Source organism: Flavilitoribacter nigricans DSM 23189 = NBRC 102662 (assembly GCF_002646595.1).
Lineage (GTDB): Bacteria > Bacteroidota > Bacteroidia > Chitinophagales > Saprospiraceae > Flavilitoribacter > Flavilitoribacter nigricans.
In genome coordinates this window covers 38,337-58,012 of sequence record NZ_PDUD01000055.1, presented here as the reverse complement: position 1 = coordinate 58,012, position 19,676 = coordinate 38,337, and the positions used below count along the sequence as shown (strand labels likewise).

The following is a 19,676-nucleotide window of genomic DNA, read 5'->3' as shown; positions in this document are numbered from 1 at the left end:
TTACGGCTAACCGTGAGGGACTGCTAATTTTTTATGCTTACTGAAACTAAAAAATAAAAAGTGGTCCCGTACAGACGGGGCCATTTTTATTTTATGCACATGATGAACCTTAACCAACATACCAACTTTTTTAGCTTTTTCTTTTACGGTTACTTTTATGGATCACCATAAGGGACTCTATACTTTTTGAATACAGTTAACTAAGGTAAAGAGTCCCGCCCCAAGCGGGATTTTTTTTTATCATTCATCCAGCTTGCGAAAATCGCGGCTGTTCAATTTTCTGATCATGCTCAACACCGACGCCAATTCGGCATCCGAGGCGCTCACCGAAGCAGCCTCCGACCAAAAAACAAAAAGGGTAAGTATCCAAGGGTATGCTGGTGCCTTTCACGAAATTGCGGCGCGTCACTGTTTTCAGGACGAAACGCTGGAGATCATTCCCGCCCATACCTTTCCCGAATTGGTGGAGCAGGTCGAAGCAGGAGAACAATCGGACATCGGCCTGATGGCGATCGAAAACACCCTGGCCGGCAGCCTGATGAGCAATTACTCGCTGCTCAATGAATCCAAGCTCAAGATCACCGGTGAGGTTTTTCTGCGGATCAAACAAAACCTGCTGGTACTGCCGGGTCAGAAGATTGAAGACCTGACGGAAGTCCACTCCCACCCCATCGCTATTGCCCAGTGCCGGGAATTTTTCGCTCAGTATCCACACATCCACTTGGTGGAAACGGCGGACACGGCGCTGAGCGCGAAACACGTGCAGGAACAGCAACTGAAACACGTCGGTGCCATTGCCAGCACTCTGGCCGCAGAACTGTACGGCCTGGAGATCCTGGCTGCCGGAATCGAGACCAATAAAAAGAATCACACCCGCTTCCTTGTGCTCGAACGCCGGGAAGAAATCATTCCTACACCGGATGCGGACAAGGTAAGCCTCTGTTTTAGCGTTAATCATGAAGTAGGAGGCCTGTACCGCGTACTGGGCGTCCTGGCGGCCTACAACGCCAACCTGACCAAGATACAATCGACGCCCATCATCGGCAAACCCTGGGAATACATGTTCTTCCTGGATTTTGTCTCCGAAGGGGAGTTGAGTTACGAACAGGCTATTGAAGCGATCCGCCCGCTCACTCATTACCTGAACGTTATGGGGGTTTATCACCGCGGCGAGCACTACGAGTACTGATCGCTACCGAACCGACGAATTATACAACTATCGCATTCCCGATAAAGAAATTACCATGTCCGAGACGACAACAATTATGAACATTCAAACGGCATCCCGACTGGGTCAGGTGGAAGAATACTACTTCTCCCGAAAGTTGCGGGAGATCGCCCAGATGCGTGCGGAAGGAAAAGACGTACTCAATCTGGGGATTGGCAGCCCCGACCTCCCGCCGGCGCCGGAAGTGATCGAAACCCTCCACCAGGCCAGTAGCTCCGCCGGAAACCACGGCTATCAGAGTTACAACGGCATCCCGGAATTGCGGCAGGCTTTCGCCGATTGGTACCGCAATTGGTTTGAGGTGGAACTGGATCCGAACACGGAGATCCTGCCGCTGATAGGTTCCAAAGAAGGGATCATGCACATCAGCATGACCTACCTGGAAGCAGGTGATGAGGTGCTGGTGCCCAATCCCGGCTATCCGACCTACAGCGCCGTGGCCCGGCTGACCGGAGCTTCCATCCGTCATTACAACCTGGAAGCCGATAAAGGCTGGTTTCCGGACCTGGATGCGCTGGGGCAGGAAGATCTGAGCAAGGTCAAGATCATGTGGATCAATTATCCGAATATGCCGACCGGAACCCCGGCCAGCAAGGAGTTCTTTTCGGACCTGGTGGATTTTGCCCGCAAACACGAGATCCTGATCATCAATGATAATCCCTACGCTTTTATTCTGAACGACGAACCCCTGAGCTTGCTGAGCGTACCGGGAGCCATGGATGTGGCCATGGAACTTAACTCCCTGAGTAAATCGCACAATATGGCAGGCTGGCGGGCCGGTATGCTGGCCGGAAAGAAAGAATTCCTCCAGGATGTCCTCCGTTTCAAAAGCAATATGGACTCCGGTATGTTCCGACCGCTGCAAATGGCCGCGGCCAAAGCACTCTCCCTGCCGGAAAGCTGGTACCGCGATCTCAATGCGGTCTATACGGGCCGGAGATCAAAAGTCTTTGCCCTCCTGGATCAGCTGGGTTGTACGTACAATACCGATCAGGTAGGCATGTTCGTCTGGGCCGAAACGCCGGAACAGTATCCGGATGGCTATGCCCTTTCCGACGAAGTACTGGAAAAAGCCCACGTCTTCATTACGCCGGGCGGTATTTTCGGCAGTAGCGGTACGCCGTATATCCGGGTATCCCTCTGCAGCACAGAAGCCGTATTTGCGGAAGCACTGGACCGAATTAAAAGCGCTTTTTGATCTAACCGACTATGAACATTTCGATAATAGGAATAGGACTGATCGGCGGCTCTCTCGCCATAACGCTGAAGGAAAACGGCTTTGCCCAACGCATTATCGGCGTTGACGTCAGCCGGGAAAATCTGGATAAGGCCATTCGCCGCCGTCTGATCGATGAGGATATGAGCCTGGAGGATGCGGTGGCAGCATCCGATATCATCGTGCTGTCTACCCCGGTGGACGTCATGCTGGAACTACTCCCGAAATTGCTCGATCTGGTGGACCGGCAGGTGATCATGGATGTGGGATCTACCAAAAGTAATTTGCTGCAGGCAGTAAGTGATCACCCGAAAAGAGGCCGTCTGGTAGCTACGCACCCCATGGCCGGAACGGAGTACAGTGGTCCGGAAGCCGCCATTCCCGGCCTATTCGACGGTAAATGTACCGTGCTCGTGGATGCCGAAAAAAGCGATATAGATGCACTCGAACGCGTGCAGGAACTATACCTGAGTATACCGATGAAGATGGTACGTCTGGACAGTCATTCGCACGATGTCCATACCGCTTATGTGTCCCATATTTCCCACATCAGTTCTTTTGCCCTGGCGCTGACGGTGCTGGCCAAAGAAAAGGATGAGGACCGGATCTTCGAACTGGCCAGCGGTGGTTTCAGTTCCACCGTACGGCTGGCAAAAAGCTCACCGGATATGTGGGCACCGATATTCCGCCAGAACCGGGATAATCTGCTGGACGTACTCGACGAACACATTAATCAGCTGGCTCGCTTTCGCAGTTTGCTGATTAAGAAGGACTTTGCTACCTTTTACGAGTTAATGAAAGAAGCTAATCAAATTAAAAAAATAATTAAATAAGCGATTTAAAACGACCGCTTTAAAAATTCTTGATCATGGAAATGAAGCTGCAATCAATTTTAGACAATCCGCACAAGCGCCCCATTATTATTGCCGGGCCCTGTAGTGCCGAAACCGAAGAACAGGTCCTGCAAACGGCCCGCGATCTGGCCCCTCAGAACATTGACCTGTTCCGGGCCGGCATCTGGAAACCCCGTACCCGTCCGGGTTCTTTCGAAGGGGTGGGTACTCCGGGTCTGAAATGGCTGAAAAAAGTAAAAGAAGAAACCGGCATGAAGGTAACGACCGAAGTTGCCAAAGCCGAACACGTATACCAGGCGATCAAGCACAATATCGACGTGCTGTGGATCGGTGCCCGGACCACGGTAAACCCTTTCTCCGTGCAGGAAGTAGCGGATGCCATCGAGGGCGTTGACATTCCCGTACTGATCAAGAACCCCATCAATCCGGATCTGGGACTGTGGGTTGGTGCTATCGAGCGGATCTACAAGGCCGGCGTAACCAAGATCGGTGTGATCCACCGCGGATTCTCCTACCACGGGGACACCCCTTTCCGGAACGTACCGAGATGGCAGATCGCCATTGAACTGAAGCGTCGTTTTCCGGATCTGGTGATGATCTGTGACAACAGTCACATCTGCGGTCGCCGCGATACCCTGTTCGAAGTAGCCCAGCAGGCCATGGACCTCAACTACGACGGTATCATGACGGAGGTACACCCCACGCCGGATGACGCCTGGAGTGATGCCAAGCAGCAGATCACCCCGGCCCAGTTCCAGGAACTGGTTAACAATCTGGTGTTCCGTGATGCGACCACCGATGACATCGAATTCCTGGAAACGCTGGACCACCTGCGTAAGGAGATCGACCACATCGACAATGAACTGTTCAACCTCCTGGGCCATCGCATGGAACTGGCGGACAGCATCGGTCAGTACAAAAAGCGCAACAACATTTCCATTCTGCAGACTACCCGCTGGAATGAGATCCTGGAAAAAACCATCGCTCTGGGTCAGGCCAAAGGACTGAGTCAGGAATTCGTTACCACCGTACTGCGGGCGATCCACCAGGAGTCCATCAACCACCAGGAAGCAGTTATGTCAGCTGAAGAATCCAAGATCGGAGGATAATTTTCGATCGTCTATACCGATACAGGAAGCTGGGCGGTGGAGACCACCCGATCGCACCTTTTGTTAGGGGTGGGATCGTGGGTGCTCACCGGCCCGGCTTTCGAATATTTTCAACTTCCCAACTTTCATTCCTAACCAAGCACATGTCATACCAAAACCTAAGCGTACAAGAAGAGAACGGGATCCTGATCCTGACCATTTCCCGCGAAAAAGCCCTTAATGCCCTGAACGGCCAGACCATCCTCGAACTCCGTCAATTCTTTGCCGAAGATGCGCCCAACCGCGACGGGATTCGCAGCATCATTATCACCGGAGCCGGTCCCAAGGCCTTCGTGGCCGGAGCCGATATTAAGGAGTTTGTAGGCCTCGATGCCGAGAACGGCCGTCAGCTTTCCCAGCGGGGCCAGGATGTTTTCCGGATGATCGAAACCTTCCCCAAACCGGTACTGGCCGCCGTCAATGGGTTCGCGCTGGGCGGGGGTTGCGAACTGGCCATGGCCTGCCATCTGCGGGTAGCTTCGGAAAATGCCCGCTTCGGACAGCCGGAGGTCAATCTCGGGATCATCCCCGGATACGGTGGCACCCAACGCCTGATCCAGTATGTCGGCAAGGGTAAAGCGATGGAACTTCTCCTGACCGGCGACATGCTCGACGCGCGGGAAGCACACACACTCGGACTCGTCAACCACGTCGTACCCGCCGGGGAACTACTCGATAAAGCCAAATCCATTCTGCAAAAGATCGCCACCAAAGGTCCGGTTGCCGTGGCCGGAGTGATCAGTTCCGTAAACGCCTACTTCCAATACAATGAAGACGGCTTTGACCATGAGGTCCGGGCTTTCGGCAAAACTACCGGTACGGAAGACTTCAAGGAAGGAGCAACCGCCTTCATCGAAAAACGTCAGGCGAATTTTACCGGTAAATAATCGATCTTTCCGTGGGGCCTGGAAATACATTCGGCTCCAATGAACACCGGAGCTTATCCGCACGTTTCTGAGTTGTGAAGTCAGATTTAAGATTCTGGCTTTATTCTCCGTACGTTCCTTATATTTGCGGAGAACGGAAAACTCGATATTTAGAAGATCACTATTATGAAAGCAACACGCTTCTTTCAAACTGCCCTGCTCATTATTGGACTTGGTTCTCTCCTCGCTTGTGGTGAAGACGAGATCCAGGACACTGACCTTATCCTCGGCCGATGGGATATTCAGGAAGCGCTCCGCAGCGGACGCCCCACCGAAAGCCTGGACAATCTTTTCTTTGAATTCTTTGAGGAAGGTAAAATGCGCACCAACATAACCGGATCCACCGTTGACGGATCCTACGAAATTGATGGTGATCAGCTCCAGCAACGGGGCGGTCCACTCGAAACGAACTATACGATCCAGTCTCTAACTGATTCCATGCTGGTACTTAGCGCAATGATCAATAAATTTGATTTCAAATTGCAGTTTACCCGTACCGTACAGGAAGAATAGTCCATTTTCCCAGCATCTGATCCGAAATAATGTAAGCCGCCGGCCATAATGCGGTTTTGGTGGTGGTGACTAAGCTGCAGGTTCGCGGATTCCGGGCAATTTCTTTTATCTTAACGATAAGATATTGCAGCCCGGAAGATCTTTCGCCGATGAACCCTGATTGTCGTACGGCCGGTTGATTTTTCCTCCGGACTGGCAAGTGTTTATTGCACGCAATCACCCGGCTATGCTCTACCAACTCCTTTACTTTTCCGGATTTCTGTTGTTTACGCTGCGCCTGTCGGCCATTGATGCCGCCATCAGTTATGCGGCCTATCAGACGCCCGATCAGGCTTATGTTGAGCTAGCCCTGCGCGTCAGCGGGGCGGGGATTACTTTTCAGCCGGTAAACGATACGCTGCTCCGGGCCCAGGCAGATATTCTCCTGCACTTCTATCGGGACGGGAAAGTCGAGCGAACCGATCACTTTCGGATCTCCAGTCCCGAATCACCGGTTCCCCTGGATTTCATCGCTCTGCAACGCTACGTTCTACCCGCCGGTAATTACGATCTCGTACTTGAGCTCAGCGATGCCGCCGATAACGATAACCGCAAAAGGTACCGGGCCGGTATGGAGATCCGCTTCCAGCGGGATTCCCTGGCCCAGTCCGATATCAGTCTGCTCGCCGATATGTATGCTCACGCCGGCAAAGGGCTTCTGATCCGCAACGGGATCCATATGGAACCCCTCCCCGACCGGTATTACGGCCCGGACGGTGAACGCCTGTACTTTTACCACGAGATCTACGGATCGGATCGGTTTATCGGGCAGGACTTTGTCGTCACCTACGCCATCGAATCCCTGCAAAACGGAGAACGCACCAGGATCATGGAAAGACATAAGCGCCAGTCTCCGGAGAAGGTCATCAGCCTGTACGGGCAGATGGATATTCGCGAACTGCCCAGCGGCCTGTACCAATTGGCGGTGGAAGTACGCGATCCGCAAAAAAATCTGCTTAGCCGGAGTTTTACCTTTTTTCAACGTAGTAATCCGGAGCTCTGGCGACAGGAAGGCTGGCTGGCCCGATTCGATCCCGATCTTACCTTTGTGGGCCGCATTCCGGAAGACAGTCTCGCCTACAGCCTGCGGGCGCTCAATCCGGTGCTTCCTCCGTCGGATATGGAATCGGTTAACTGGTTGTTGAAGCAAAAAGACATACGTTCGCAACGGGCCTATCTGTTCGCCTACTGGGCGGCACGGGCCGGTGACCGGGCACCAGTAGACTATCAACAATACATGGAAATCGCCCGCGCGGTGGATCAGCAGTTCAACTCCGGGTTCCGCTACGGCTTTGAGACGGACCGGGGATACGTCTATCTGAAATACGGCCGACCCACCGAGATCGAGGCCCGGGAGAACGAACCCTCTGCCCCACCCTACGAAGTCTGGACTTACGATCACCTGCCGGCTACCCGGCAAAATAATGTTCGTTTTATTTTTTACAATCCTTCCCTGGCTCCCGGTGACTACCGGCTGCTGCACTCCACCGCCCGCGGTGAACTGCAGCAACCCCAGTGGCAACGCATCTTATACCGAAACGCCCCCAATCAGACCGGCAGTGATGATTTTCTCGAAGGCACGGAGGTGATCGATAACTTTCATCGCAGCAGCCGGAGAATTTTCGGAGAAGGTGGCCAATGAAAAATGAGTAGGTGATCGGGAGACGGGGAGATTTGGTGAAAGTTTGGTATTCTCCCCCTCTCCTCGTCGCCCCTTCTCACTGGCTCTTTGTCTGCCCATCACCACTTACGGTTTGATCACTTTTCCATCCTTTTTGGCTCGCTGCATCGGATTGAGTTTTTCCTTCATTTTGTGGGCCTTGAACACCTGGAAGCGGCTCGGCATTTCCCGCACCGGCCAGTTGTTATTGCTTTCGTCGATATCCGCCGTTTCTTTGAACGGATCGATCCGGATAGCCGTAGCTACTTTATCCTTAACGAAAACCCGGGAAAAGGCTTCTTCATTTTTCCGCCAGATCTGGACCGGGATCCGCTCGATCTCGGTAGTACCGTCCTCAAAGGTCCATTCAATGATCACCGGCATAACCAGACCACCTTTATTGGAGAAAAACAGCTGGTAATAGTTTTTCCCTCCGTAGCGTTCCTCTTTCTCCGCTTCGGTAAAGGTCTGATCGTACAGATAGGTGGTCGTTTCCTGTACGGAATCCACGGTTTCCCAGGGCTTGTAGTTCGTATAGAAATCCTGGAGTTCTTCGTCCTGTTCTACTGTAAATTCCATATCCGAAGCGCGATTGCGGCGGCGGGTAATATCCAGGAAAGGTTCTTCCACTTTTTGGGTCATGGTATGTTCCTCCCTTCGCGGATTGGTTTCCAGGTCGACTTTATACCACTGGATACTATCGAGCGAAATATCCGTAGCGTCCGTGCTGTAGAACCATCCTCTCCAGAACCAGTCCAGATCCATACCGCCGGCATCCTCCATACTTCGGAAAAAGTCAGCCGGCGTGGGATGTTTGAACGCCCAGCGGCGACAGTATTCCCGGTAAGCGTAATCAAACCGTTCCCGGCCCATGATGGTTTCCCGCAGGATATTCAATCCGGCCGCTGTTTTGGTATAGGCATTGCTGCCGAAATCGATCAGGTTTTCTCCATTCGTCATCAAAGGCTCCAGGTATTCTTTAGGTAAGGCCATGTAATCCGTTATGGTAGAGGTAGCTCCGAAGCCCGAAGGATAATTATTGTCGAATTCCATTTCCGTCAGGTACTGCACAAAGCTGTTCAGGCCCTCGTCCATCCAGGTCCACTGCCGCTCGTCGCTGTTGATGATCATCGGAAAGTAATTGTGCCCCACTTCGTGGATGATCACCGATATGGCGCTGTGTTTAGCCTGCGGCGTATAGGTGCCGTCCTTTTCGGCGCGCCCCGGATTGAAGCAGATCATGGGGTATTCCATCCCGTTGGCCGCCTCCACCGATATGGCCGAAGGATAGGGATAGGGGATCGAATAACGGGAATAGGTACGCAGGGTCTGAGCCACCGCTTTGGTGGAATAACGGTTATAGATTGGATAGGCTTCCTTACCGTAGTAGCTCATACACATGACCCGCTTCCCGGCCTCGGTGATGTGCGGCATGGCATCCCAGACGAATTTCCGGCTGGCCGTCCAGGCGAAGTCCCGTACATTTTCCGCCCGGTAGATCCAGGTTTTCGTGGCGGTGCTATTCTCCTTTTGCTCCAGGGCTTTGGCTTCCGCCAGCGTGACGATCTCCACCGGTTCGGTGGCGGTTTGGGCCTGTTCCCATCGTTCCAGCTGGGTGGATGAAAGGACCACCGGATAGTTCAGACACTCACCGGTAGCGCCCACCATGTAATCATCGGGCAGGGTCATCTTGACCAGAAAATTGCCAAAGTTGAGCGCGAATTCCGCCTGACCGGTAAACTGGTTGGTCTGCCAGCCTTCAAAATCGGAGTAGACGCACATGCGCGGGTACCACTGCGTAATAGTGAAAAGGTAATTGCCATCCTCGGGAAAGTATTCGTAGCCACCCCGCGGGTAGTTGGCGAACACCTTGAGGGTCTCAATCAGTTTGACCCGGTCTACAATATTGTAAAACCATTTAACCTTAAAGGTGAATTTTTGCCCGGGAGCGAGCGGTTCGGGTAATTCCACCCGCATGATGGTGGCGTCAATAAAATGCCGGAGCGGTTCGTCATTTTCGCCCTTCACTTCCAGGATCTCGATCCCGTAATCGGCTACTTCTTTGGCCGATTCCAGGGCGCGAAGGTCGGCGGCACTCATCACCGGGTCGATGGAGTTTGGGTCGAAGTACTGGTTATTGTTCTTTGCCGAGTGTTGATTTTCGTCCAGTTGCAGCCAGAGATACCGCAGCGTATTGGGCGACTGGTTGTAATAGGTGATGCTTTCTTCGCCGTTCAGGCGCAAATTTTCGGTATCCAGCGTACAGTCGATATCGTAGTCCGCCCGCTGTTGCCAGTATTCCGGCCCCGGGGAGCCATCCTGGCTGCGGTAGGTATTGCCGGGAGGCAGCATGGTGCCGAGTTGTTCGAACTTGTTGCCGTGCACTCCCGGTTGCTGGGCCTGTATAAGCGCGAACGGAGCGAGGACAAAAAGCAGAAAGGAATAAGTTGATCGGGAAAAGACGAAAGGTTTCATACTAGTGAATTTTGTGGCTGAAAAACGGGAATTTGCGGTAAACGACCATTCCTTCAAGAGATGCTGTAATCGTATCTCCGGGATAGCGTCAAAATTTGCCCGGCTTCTTCGAAGATAATGTTTCCGGGCCAGTCGGCAGGCGGTAAAATCGTCCACCGGCGACTTTTACGATCAAAAATAAAAAAAGAAAGGCTCACCGAAACCCCATTGGTAGTTTCGGTAAGCCTTTGTATCGTGGCGGCGGAAGTCCTTTAGAACTTCTCAATGAGTTTCTTCTTCATTTCCTGGAATTCTTCCTCAGAGATCACGCCCTGGTTTTTCATATCGGCCAGTTCTTTGATCTTTCTCAGCACTTCATCTTTGGAAGATCCCGCGGTGTTGGTAGTAGTGGTAGTTTCGGTCTGCACCTCAACGGTAGCGGTAGTATCCTGCGTATCCTTCTCCACTTTTACTTTCTTGACGGTCTTTCCGTTACCCGTTTTCGAATCCTCTTCTTTTTTCATCTGCTCGGCTACCTTTTTGCCCTTCTCGAATTTTTCCTTGTACACTTTTTTCAGGCGTTCGGTATCGAAGTCGAGGATAGTGCCTCCGGATTCAAAATGTTTTTTGAATACCTCACCGATCGCATAGGTGCTGGCGCCGTTAAAGATAGACACCGCTACCCCACCGACGATGGTCCCGACCACGGGGATCAGTTTGATCAGGCTGCGTGCACCCGCCCGGGCGAGTGTGGAGGTACCCAGAGCAGTCACGATGGCTTTGCCCTGCGTCTCGGAGAAATCTTTATCGTAAACTTTACACAACTGACGGATCATATCCAACTGCACGGCACTTACGGCGAAAATGTCCGCGATCGGAACGGGTACTACTATACTCATACCCATGGACCAGATCATGTGATTGCGGATCACCGAATCGGCATGTTTGCTACGGTCAGTCTTCGTGTCACTCATAATGGTCTTTTTTACTTGGTTCTTTGCGTAATCGAATATTTGCTTCTTCACGTCTTCATCTTTGTTACAGTTTCCAATATTACGAATAATCCAAGATACCTGCCGGTTTTTATCGACAATTCCAGAAGGAATCGGGATTAATGATCACCTCCCGAGCGGGAGAAAGCACTTCCGGAATACCCGAGAGCATAGCCGTAGGGTAAATTTTCCGCCAACCAAAATCCTTAGCTGCTGTTGTGATTGAATGATCACTTCTTTGTTATCTTGAAGGGAGTTAGTACCCTATTACTGTTTTGTCAAAACACTCACTTATGAAATTTACCACTATAGAAAAAACGTGGCGGCGCCGGCCGGTGCTGATGCTGTTCCTGGCCTTTTTAACCGGAGGTTTCAGCGTACAATACTTTTCCGCCGAAATCACCGCCGAAGACGCACGATCCAGCGCCAAAATAATGGGTCTGGAATTCACCGATGCGGAGATCGACTCTCTATTACCGGCCCTGGAAGGCTTTCGGGAAGACTATATCTCCCTTCGGAAAAAGGAGCTGCCGAACAGTGTAAGTCCGGCGCTGTACTTTAACCCGCTACCGCCGGATTTTGTAACGCCCACCGAACAGAATGCGGTGAGTTTCAGCGATCCGGGCGAGGTTAAACTGCCGGCCGACCGCTCGGAGCTGGCTTTCTATACCGTCCGGCAACTGGCCGCGCTCCTCAAAAGTCAGCAGATCACTTCCACAGAACTGACCAAATTCTTCATAGAGCGGTTGAAAGCATACGATCCCACCCTGCACTGTGTTATCACCATCACGGAAGAAAAAGCCCTGCAACAGGCCGCGAAGGCGGATGCCGAGATCCAGGCCGGAAATTACCGCGGCCTGCTCCACGGGATCCCCTACGGAGCCAAGGACCTGCTGGCCGCCGAAGGTTACAAGACCACCTGGGGAGCCATGCCGTACAAGGAACAACAACTGGACTACGACGCCACGGTCGTACAAAAGCTGGAAGAAGCGGGCGCCGTACTTACGGCTAAGCTAACCATGGGTGCCCTGGCCATGGGCGATGTCTGGTACGGGGAACGGACCCGGAATCCCTGGGATCCGGAAAGCGGTTCCAGCGGTTCTTCTGCGGGTTCGGCCTCAGCGGTTGCGGCGGGTTTACTGCCCTTCGCTATCGGTACAGAAACCCTCGGCTCGATCGTTTCTCCGTCTACGGTTTGCGGCACCACCGGTCTGCGACCCACCTACGGCCGGGTGAGCCGGCACGGAGCGATGGCGCTGAGCTGGTCCATGGATAAGATCGGTCCGATCTGCCGCTCCGCCGAGGACTGTGCGGTGGTCTTCCAGGCTATCGCCGGACCGGATGGTAAAGACCTTTCCGTGACGGACTACCCGTTCAATTACCAGGCTGATTATCCGGCCAACCGCAAACTCAAAGTCGGTTACGATCAGGCGGCCTTCGAACGGGATTACGGTTTTAAGGAGCAGGACCAGGCCAGCCTGAAAGTTTTGGAAGACCTGGGTTACGAACTCGTACCGATCGAACTGCCGGAAATGCCGGATATCGGATTTCTGCTTTCCGTAGAAGCCGCCGCTGCCTTTGATGAACTCACCCGTAGCGGACAGGACGAACTGCTGGTGCGCCAAACCCGTAATGCCTGGCCGAACCTGTTCCGGCGGGCCCGTTTCGTACCGGCCGTGGAGTACATCCAGGCCAATCGGGTACGGACGCAACTGGTAGCCGATATGGCGAAGGTATTTGAAGAGGTGGACCTTTACGTGCATCCATCCTGGGCCAGTCGCAGCCTGCGGATCACCAACTATACCGGCCATCCCTGCGTAGTGCTGCCGAACGGCTTTCAGGAGAACGGCCGGCCGACCAGCATCAGTTTCACCGGTAAGCTCTACGACGAGGGCACCATCGTTGGGGTAGCCCAGGCCTATCAGAATGCGACGGAATTTGAGGATCAACACCCTGCGCTGAAGGATTGATCATCGTGCAGACCGGCTGGTTGGGTTCCTAGAGGTCCAGCCGGTCTGCAATACTCAGCAAAAACTGGAAAAGTTAAAATTACAAAGCCGTATTTCGAAAGGTGGCTTTATTGCGTTCTAAGATCTAAGGGCGAAGTCGTTCGATACGATGGACCGGTTAATGGTCGCCGACCGGGATCAAAGATCCGGATCCTTATTACCGATCACTTGCCTTTCACCACTATTAAATCTAAACCTATGAAGTTGTTCTCTCTACTTTTAATTGCCGGCCTTTTTTGTCTGGCGGGAAATCCGGTAACGGATGATTATCAATACGAGCTCACCGTAGAAACACTGGGTGACTTAGAAACTACTTTTGATCTTATCATCACCGGCAGCCTGAAAGCCGATGATGAACCGGTCAAAGAGACTTTCATCAAGCTGAAAACTCCTTATCAAAAGATCCTCGCTCCCGGCACTTACACCATCAAAATTGATCCGAAATCCAGGACCAGACAGGTGTCAGGTAAAATACGGGGCATTCAGAACGGCAAGTATAGAGGTTCCGCATCGGCTAATTCCGGAAAGATCTTACTGCAAGCCGGACCGGGAGGAAGCTATTCTACCGGAAGATGGTGATCAGCCGCCAATGATCATGAACACCGCGTCCATTATGCTGAATAATTGAAGTCGACCGTCAGGCCACCGATACCGGCCGTGAAGCTACCCGCTTCCGTGATCCATTCCCCGTTTTGATCGACAAAGGCCAGGTCCCTGGCCCGAATGGCGAATTCCACCCGAGTAAGCGCTCCGGGCTCCAGGAATACCTTCTTAAAGCCGCGCAGGCGGCGGACCGGCGGCGTCAGACTGGCGTAATGATCCGAAACGTACAACTGCACCGTTTCGTGCCCGGCCCGATCGCCGGTGTTCTGCACTTCTACCGAAATGACCAGTAAATTGTGCGCCGTCAGTTCCGGCGTATTCAGACTTAGGTTGTGGTAGGCAAAGGTCGTGTAACTCAGACCGTGCCCAAACTCAAATTGGGGATTGTACCTGACCCCACTCTCCTGAAGCGGCATGCTTTCTGTAGCCTTGTGATCGTAGGGAATCAACCCGTTTGGATAGCGGGGATAGGTGATGGGCAGTTTCCCCCCCGGATTGTAGTCTCCGAACAGCACATCAGCAATGGCCCGACCGCCTTCATTGCCGGGATAAAAGGCCGCCAGTATGGCCGGTACCTGATCCGCGAATTTGCTGATGAGTCGCGGCCGTCCTTCCAGTAGCAGCAACACCAGGGGCTTTCCCGTGTTGAGCAGTGCGTACGCCAGTGCGTGTTGCGCATCCGGGAGATAAAGATCATCAATGCTTCCGAAAAATTCCGTGTAGGAAGCTTCTCCCAGGCAAAGCAGGATCACATCTACCTCAGCCGCCGCCCGCACGGCGTAGGGAATATCGATCCTTTCTTCGAAGTCAACCCCGGGAGCGTAATAGACCTGCCCTTCCGGCATGCGCCCCGCTACGGCATTAAGCACCGTCGGGTATTCTTTTTTGTCTAATAGTTCATCTATCTGGTCACCCTGCCAGGTATAAGTCCAGCCGCCGTTCAGACTTCGCAGGGTATGGGCCGCGGGCCCGGCCACCAGTATTTTCTGATCTTTCCGCAGTGGTAATACCGACTGCTCATTTTTCAACAGTACGATGGATTCACGGGCTGCCTCTAGGCTGGCATTTCGGTGGGCGGCGCTGCCAAAATCGGGATATTCTTCCAACGGATATACCGCCTGATCAAACAATCCCAGTGATTCCTTTAACTGTAAAATACGCCGCACGGACACATCGATTCGGGCTTCGGGTATCGTCCCTTCTTCTACCAGTTCCAGCAAACAATCAGAAAATGAAAAATCCAGCGGCACCATACTCATATCGATACCCGCCTCTACCGCCATCCGAACCGCCTCTTTATGGCTGGCCGCTATCCGGTGCCGGGTGTGCAGATAGCGAATGTCTTCCCAATCCGTAACAACCAGGCCTTCGAAACCCAGCTCTTCCCGCAGCAGGGTGGTCAAGATCTCCCGGTTTGCGTGTACCGGTATGCCGTTGATCTCACCGGAATTCACCATAATAGTGCTGGCTCCATCCGCGATAGCCCGGGCAAATGCCGGTAGAAAATATTCCCGTAACTGACTATCGGGGATCCAGGAGGGCGTCCGATCCTGTCCGGTCAACGGCCATCCGCCTCCGAGGAAATGCTTCGGGCAGGATGCGAGTCGGTACGGATGGGAGATATCATCTCCTTCGTAGCCCCGCTTCATGGCCAGCCCCAGTTCGCCGACTAAATGAACATCTTCGCCGAAAGTTTCCCAAAGTCGAGGCCAGGCCGGATGGCGGCCCAGATTCAGTACCGGTGAAAAATTCCAGGGAATACCCGCCGCCCGGGTTTCGTAGGCTGCGATTTGTGCCAACTGATTTACCCTTTCCGGATTCCAGGTACTGGCCAGGGCCAATTGCTGGGGAAATACCGTGCTCCCGGCTACATAGTTGGCCCCGTGCACGGAATCTATACCGTAAAGTACCGGGATCCGGTGCCGGGTCTGTCCGGCTGCTTTCTGGATCACGGCCAGGATGCCACGCCATCTTTCGACGCTATGGGCTTGGGTGCCCACATTGAGGATCGATCCGACACCGTAGGTTACGATTGCTTCCTGCAGTTTATGGGGATCGAGCTCAAGGGGATCTTCCAGTCGATAAGGGCGCCCCACTGCAATCGCATCGATCGCCAGTTGGGTCATCTGTCCGATCTTCTCGCGCAAGCTCATTCGGGTAAGCAGGTCCTGGATGCGATTGGCCATATCGTATATTTTTACTGGAGACAAAGAAAGAAAATATTGATCAAAATCTTATTTTACCCCGACCGGGTTGCAAACGCAACCTTCTAAAAGCAAGCGTATGGATTTCGTAATGGCCCAATGGAAGGAGCTGAGTGCGACCTACTGTTCGAAAGCAGGTACCGTCCGGAAGTGCTGGTCGGAAATAGAAAAGGCCTATACCAGCCGTCGCAGGCACTACCATGACCTGCAGCACCTGCACGAACTGCTGCAACAGGCGGCGCAACAACGATCCGTGCTGAAGGATTACGACGTTCTGCGGTTCTCCATCTTTTACCACGACTTCATTTACAGCAGCCTCCGCAAGGACAATGAAATTAAAAGCGCGCAGGTGGCCGAAAAGAAACTGGATAAGCTGGGTTTTCCTTCCCTGCGAGCGGCACGTTGTCTGCGTCAGATCAAAGCTACCCAGGGCCACCAGTTGTCTGTTTCCGACCGGGATCCCGATCTCCCCTATTTTCTGGATTTCGATCTGGCGATTCTTGGGGCCGACTGGGACCGGTATCTGCTGTACACCCAAAAAATACGTCGGGAATACCAGATCTATCCCAACTGGATGTACCGGAAAGGGCGGCGGAAAGTACTGTCTCATTTCCTCGAACGTCCGCGCCTGTACTTCACACCGCTGTATTTTGAACAATACGAATTTAAGGCCAGAGATAACCTCAAACGGGAACTCGCCCAATTGTAAAGACGGTACGCTGCCCTTGTCACTGAATGGTTTGTACAATTTTGCATACACACTTGCCTCTTCATCCGACGGGTAGATATTTGTTATCTTGGACCTTCAACTGGTTTCGCCTCCCAGAAACTGTAAACAGACGACTTACATACCGCACTGCGTGCGATCAATACCCGAACAATGAATCCGATCGATGCCGTCAGAATCAATTTCAACCCTGATCAGCTTTTTTTACTCAATATCTGTCTGGCTTTTCTCCTTTTCGGCGTAGCGCTGGATCTTCGGCTGGACCACTTCCGGGAGATCCTGAAATCGCCCAAATCCACCATTATCGGCCTTTCTTCCCAGTGGATATTGCTGCCGGCCCTGACCATCAGTCTGATCCTGATCGTGCAGCCACCGGTAAGTATCGCGCTCGGCATGGCGCTGGTGGCCGCCTGCCCGGGTGGGAACGTCTCCAACTACGCGGTCCATCTCGCCGGGGCCAATGCGGCACTTTCCGTTACGCTTACTTCGATCTCCACCCTGGGCGCTATTCTGCTTACGCCGCTCTACTTTTCCTGGCTGAGCCAACTGATCCCGGGGAGTGAAGCGTACGCCGGCACCATTCAGGTCGATTCCGGTCAGATGCTGAGTACGATTCTCCAGCTGATCCTGGTACCGATCGTACTGGGTATGGGATTGCGCTGGCGGTTCCCGGAATTTACCGCCAAGATCCGGCGACCGGTGGGTATTTTATCCATGACCATCTTCCTGGGCTTCGTTTTCGTAGCTGTTTACGCTAACTTTCAGCAAATCGTCGATTATCTACATTTAGTATTTCTCCTGGTTTTGATGCACAATTTCCTGGCGCTCACCGGAGGCTACTGGTTTGCCCGCTGGAACAAGCTGCCTCCGGCGGATATCCGGGCCATTTCTATTGAAACAGGTATCCAGAATTCCGGGCTGGGCCTCATCCTCATCTTCAACTTTTTCGACGGTCTCGGGGGCATGGCCATGATCGCGGCCTGGTGGGGTATCTGGCACCTGATCTCCGCCTTTTCGATAGCGACCTGGTGGCGGCGTCACCCACAGGAAATTGGTCAGGAAGCTGCCCTTTGAGCAAAACTATACTGGATTTTTCGCAACGATATTTGTATATTAGTGTTGAAGAATTATTAAACGCCCATGTATGAAAAGACTTTACATTTTAATCATTGGCCTGCTCTTTTTCCACACTTCAACCCACGCTGAAGATTACCAGGGATACATTATTACCCATAGCGGCATACGACTAACCGGGAAGATCAGCACTATTTTCCATTCCGATTTCGGCAGTGAACTCACCTTTATCAACGACTTTGGTACCAGCTATCAGATCCACCCGGCCCTGATCCGGGGGTTTGCTTTTAGAAATGAAGATGAAAATAACATTCTCTACGAAAGCCGTTTTACCAAAGGTTCCTGGATCTTTCTGGAAGTGATCTACCGCGGTAAGGATATGAGTCTGTACAAAGCGCCCGAGGAGAGAGTGAGTATCGCGCACGGTTTCAACACCATTGAATTGGAGGAATACTGGGTAGATGTACCCGGAGGTAACATGACTCCATTGACCCGCTTTCGCTACAAACGTCGCTTTCGTCGACTCGTTAAAAAGTCCGAACCGGAACTGGCCAGAAAGATCGGTAAACCGGGCTACCGGTTTAAGGACCTTGTGAAGATCATAGAAGAATTTAACCGTCTACAGCAGAAGCAGCTGTATAATCTTTAAAAGACCTTTTCCGCCATACTGTAGAACACAGAGATACCCTATTCGTAATTACTTCCCATCGGATCTCCGTTCTTACCTGCAGGGGCAAAAAAAGAAGGGAAAAGCGAGACGCTTTCCCCTTCGGTTTATATCCTATTTCCTATTAATTTCCTATTCTTCCTATCGAAGTCTAAATCCGGTAGCACCAAGGTAACCGGCATCCGAATAAACGAATACGTTGTATTCACCGGCTTCCAGGTCCTTATTCGGACTGAAAGACATGGCTACGGTCTGCGTACTGGACAGGTCAATCTGCTCAACATCCGCAGCGCTGATCTGGAGCGGCTCGTTGGCGGCCGGTACACTGATCTGCTCTACCGGCAGTACTTTTACCGGATTACCATCAAGCGTGGTAACGGTCAGGTACAATTCGCGGGCACCCTGTTTTTCGGGTGGTACGTTATCCAGGTCAAATCGTACAACGATCTCATCGGCACGACGTGCTCTGGAAGTTAGTTTATCATTCCGGCGTTCTACCTGAATACGGAAGTTGTCCGCTTTAAAACCGGCCGGAGCGAGCAGGGTCAGCCTGCGATCCAGCTTCTCGTTCTGTTGGTTCAGACTCGCGATTTCGGTACTCATTTGCTCCACCTTCATCTTGGATTCATCCAGGGCCAAAGTAAGCGTTGAGTTGGTTTCGGTCAGGCTGTCGTTCGTTTCCTGCAGGGCGAGCAGGTCCGTTTCCAAAGCAGCTTTCAGTTCTTCCATCTGGGCCAGTCGAGCTTTGATCTCACTGGTGTTGGCTTTACTGCTTGCAAGCTGGCTCCGTGCCTGCTTAATTCTGGTCTGCAGTTCTTCAACTTCCTGGACCTTAGTTTCAATTTCTGCAGTCAGATCATCATTGACCACCACCTGGGTGTCATAAGCCGATTGAATAACGGCCAGTTCATCCTGCATCTGGGTTTTAGTTTGATCCAGCTCTGTACTCAGTTCAGAGGAGAGTGTCTGATACTTGTTGGATCTTACTCCAAAGTAAATTGCCAGTACGGCCACTACGAACATAATGCCCGCGAAGGTCCATGCCAGCTTTTTTGAGGCTCCGGAATCACCACTATTGGGGGTGTATTCTGGCTTTTCTGAGCTATCGGAATATTTTTTCCAATCTGCCATAATTTTTCCTATTTTTTTTAACAAAAAGTGTGTTTACTTGCCCTTAAAACAGGAATCTCCGTTTTCATGTTCGTTTTTCCCGGGCGCAGGCCGCCGTATCGGGCAGGGCAAAACAGGAAGCTTATCAACTGATTGCAAGGGAGTTACCTGGTTTTTATAGCAGAATTTAAGCGGTTGGGCCGGGCAGTTGGAGGGCTACGGCGGGTGTTATCTTTTCCCGGCAGGCAGGGT

The 19,676-nt window shown here is 52.4% G+C and carries 16 protein-coding genes; 12 read left to right on the top strand and 4 right to left on the bottom strand.

What is annotated here, in order from left to right:
- The first annotated feature begins 286 nt into the window (after nucleotides 1-286).
- The 7 genes from CRP01_RS37275 to CRP01_RS37245 all read left to right on the top strand — a co-directional run bounded on the left by CRP01_RS37275 (nucleotide 287) and on the right by CRP01_RS37245 (nucleotide 7,566).
- On the top strand, nucleotides 287-1,189 hold the full coding sequence (locus CRP01_RS37275; protein WP_099155192.1) for a prephenate dehydratase: 903 nt from the start codon (nucleotides 287-289) through the stop codon (nucleotides 1,187-1,189).
- Nucleotides 1,190-1,265: 76 nt separating this feature from the next.
- Entirely contained in the window at nucleotides 1,266-2,426 is a 1,161-nt protein-coding gene (locus CRP01_RS37270; protein WP_099155191.1) for a pyridoxal phosphate-dependent aminotransferase, read from the top strand.
- A gap of 11 nt (nucleotides 2,427-2,437) precedes the next feature.
- Nucleotides 2,438-3,277: a prephenate dehydrogenase gene (locus tag CRP01_RS37265; protein WP_099155190.1), complete on the top strand. Its 840-nt coding sequence runs from the start codon at nucleotides 2,438-2,440 to the stop codon at nucleotides 3,275-3,277.
- Between the two features lie 35 nt (nucleotides 3,278-3,312).
- Nucleotides 3,313-4,407, top strand: coding sequence for a bifunctional 3-deoxy-7-phosphoheptulonate synthase/chorismate mutase type II (locus CRP01_RS37260; protein ID WP_099155189.1), 1,095 nt, complete (start codon nucleotides 3,313-3,315; stop codon nucleotides 4,405-4,407).
- Between the two features lie 143 nt (nucleotides 4,408-4,550).
- Complete coding sequence (locus CRP01_RS37255; RefSeq protein ID WP_099155188.1) at nucleotides 4,551-5,333, top strand: enoyl-CoA hydratase/isomerase family protein; 783 nt, start codon at nucleotides 4,551-4,553, stop codon at nucleotides 5,331-5,333.
- Between the two features lie 165 nt (nucleotides 5,334-5,498).
- Nucleotides 5,499-5,885 carry a hypothetical protein gene (locus CRP01_RS37250; RefSeq protein WP_099155187.1) on the top strand — a complete coding sequence of 129 codons (387 nt, stop codon included), beginning with the start codon at nucleotides 5,499-5,501 and terminating at the stop codon, nucleotides 5,883-5,885.
- A gap of 226 nt (nucleotides 5,886-6,111) precedes the next feature.
- On the top strand, nucleotides 6,112-7,566 hold the full coding sequence (locus tag CRP01_RS37245; RefSeq protein WP_099155186.1) for a GWxTD domain-containing protein: 1,455 nt from the start codon (nucleotides 6,112-6,114) through the stop codon (nucleotides 7,564-7,566).
- 105 nt (nucleotides 7,567-7,671) lie between these two features.
- Here the strand turns inward: CRP01_RS37245 and CRP01_RS37240 are convergent, their stop codons facing one another.
- Together CRP01_RS37240 and CRP01_RS37235 are read right to left on the bottom strand one after the other, a co-directional pair.
- Nucleotides 7,672-10,059, bottom strand: coding sequence for a M1 family metallopeptidase (locus tag CRP01_RS37240; RefSeq protein WP_099155185.1), 2,388 nt, complete (start codon nucleotides 10,057-10,059; stop codon nucleotides 7,672-7,674).
- 251 nt (nucleotides 10,060-10,310) lie between these two features.
- On the bottom strand, nucleotides 10,311-11,012 hold the full coding sequence (locus tag CRP01_RS37235; RefSeq protein ID WP_233752826.1) for a DUF697 domain-containing protein: 702 nt from the start codon (nucleotides 11,010-11,012) through the stop codon (nucleotides 10,311-10,313).
- 311 nt (nucleotides 11,013-11,323) lie between these two features.
- On the opposite strand from CRP01_RS37235, the gene CRP01_RS37230 reads away from it, so the two are divergent.
- Nucleotides 11,324-13,000: an amidase gene (locus CRP01_RS37230; protein ID WP_222845909.1), complete on the top strand. Its 1,677-nt coding sequence runs from the start codon at nucleotides 11,324-11,326 to the stop codon at nucleotides 12,998-13,000.
- 237 nt (nucleotides 13,001-13,237) lie between these two features.
- Nucleotides 13,238-13,618, top strand: a complete 381-nt coding sequence (locus CRP01_RS37225) for a hypothetical protein (protein WP_099155183.1) — start codon at nucleotides 13,238-13,240, stop codon at nucleotides 13,616-13,618.
- A 32-nt stretch (nucleotides 13,619-13,650) separates the two neighbouring features.
- Here CRP01_RS37225 and CRP01_RS37220 read toward each other — a convergent pair whose 3' ends face one another.
- Nucleotides 13,651-15,828 (bottom strand): glycoside hydrolase family 3 N-terminal domain-containing protein, encoded by a 2,178-nt coding sequence (locus CRP01_RS37220; protein WP_099155182.1) that lies wholly within the window; start codon nucleotides 15,826-15,828, stop codon nucleotides 13,651-13,653.
- A 97-nt stretch (nucleotides 15,829-15,925) separates the two neighbouring features.
- Between CRP01_RS37220 and CRP01_RS37215 the strand changes: the two genes are divergently transcribed.
- The 3 genes from CRP01_RS37215 (at nucleotide 15,926) to CRP01_RS37205 (ending at nucleotide 18,296) form a co-directional block, all read left to right on the top strand.
- The gene (locus CRP01_RS37215; RefSeq protein ID WP_099155181.1) at nucleotides 15,926-16,555 is read left to right on the top strand and encodes an HD domain-containing protein; all 630 of its coding nucleotides are present in this window, start codon (nucleotides 15,926-15,928) and stop codon (nucleotides 16,553-16,555) included.
- 171 nt (nucleotides 16,556-16,726) lie between these two features.
- Nucleotides 16,727-17,647 carry a bile acid:sodium symporter family protein gene (locus CRP01_RS37210; protein ID WP_099155180.1) on the top strand — a complete coding sequence of 307 codons (921 nt, stop codon included), beginning with the start codon at nucleotides 16,727-16,729 and terminating at the stop codon, nucleotides 17,645-17,647.
- Between the two features lie 70 nt (nucleotides 17,648-17,717).
- Nucleotides 17,718-18,296, top strand: a complete 579-nt coding sequence (locus CRP01_RS37205) for a hypothetical protein (protein WP_099155179.1) — start codon at nucleotides 17,718-17,720, stop codon at nucleotides 18,294-18,296.
- Nucleotides 18,297-18,455: 159 nt separating this feature from the next.
- On the opposite strand, the gene CRP01_RS37200 is transcribed toward CRP01_RS37205, so the two are convergent.
- Entirely contained in the window at nucleotides 18,456-19,445 is a 990-nt protein-coding gene (locus CRP01_RS37200) for a hypothetical protein (protein WP_099155178.1), read from the bottom strand.
- Nucleotides 19,446-19,676 lie beyond the last annotated feature (231 nt).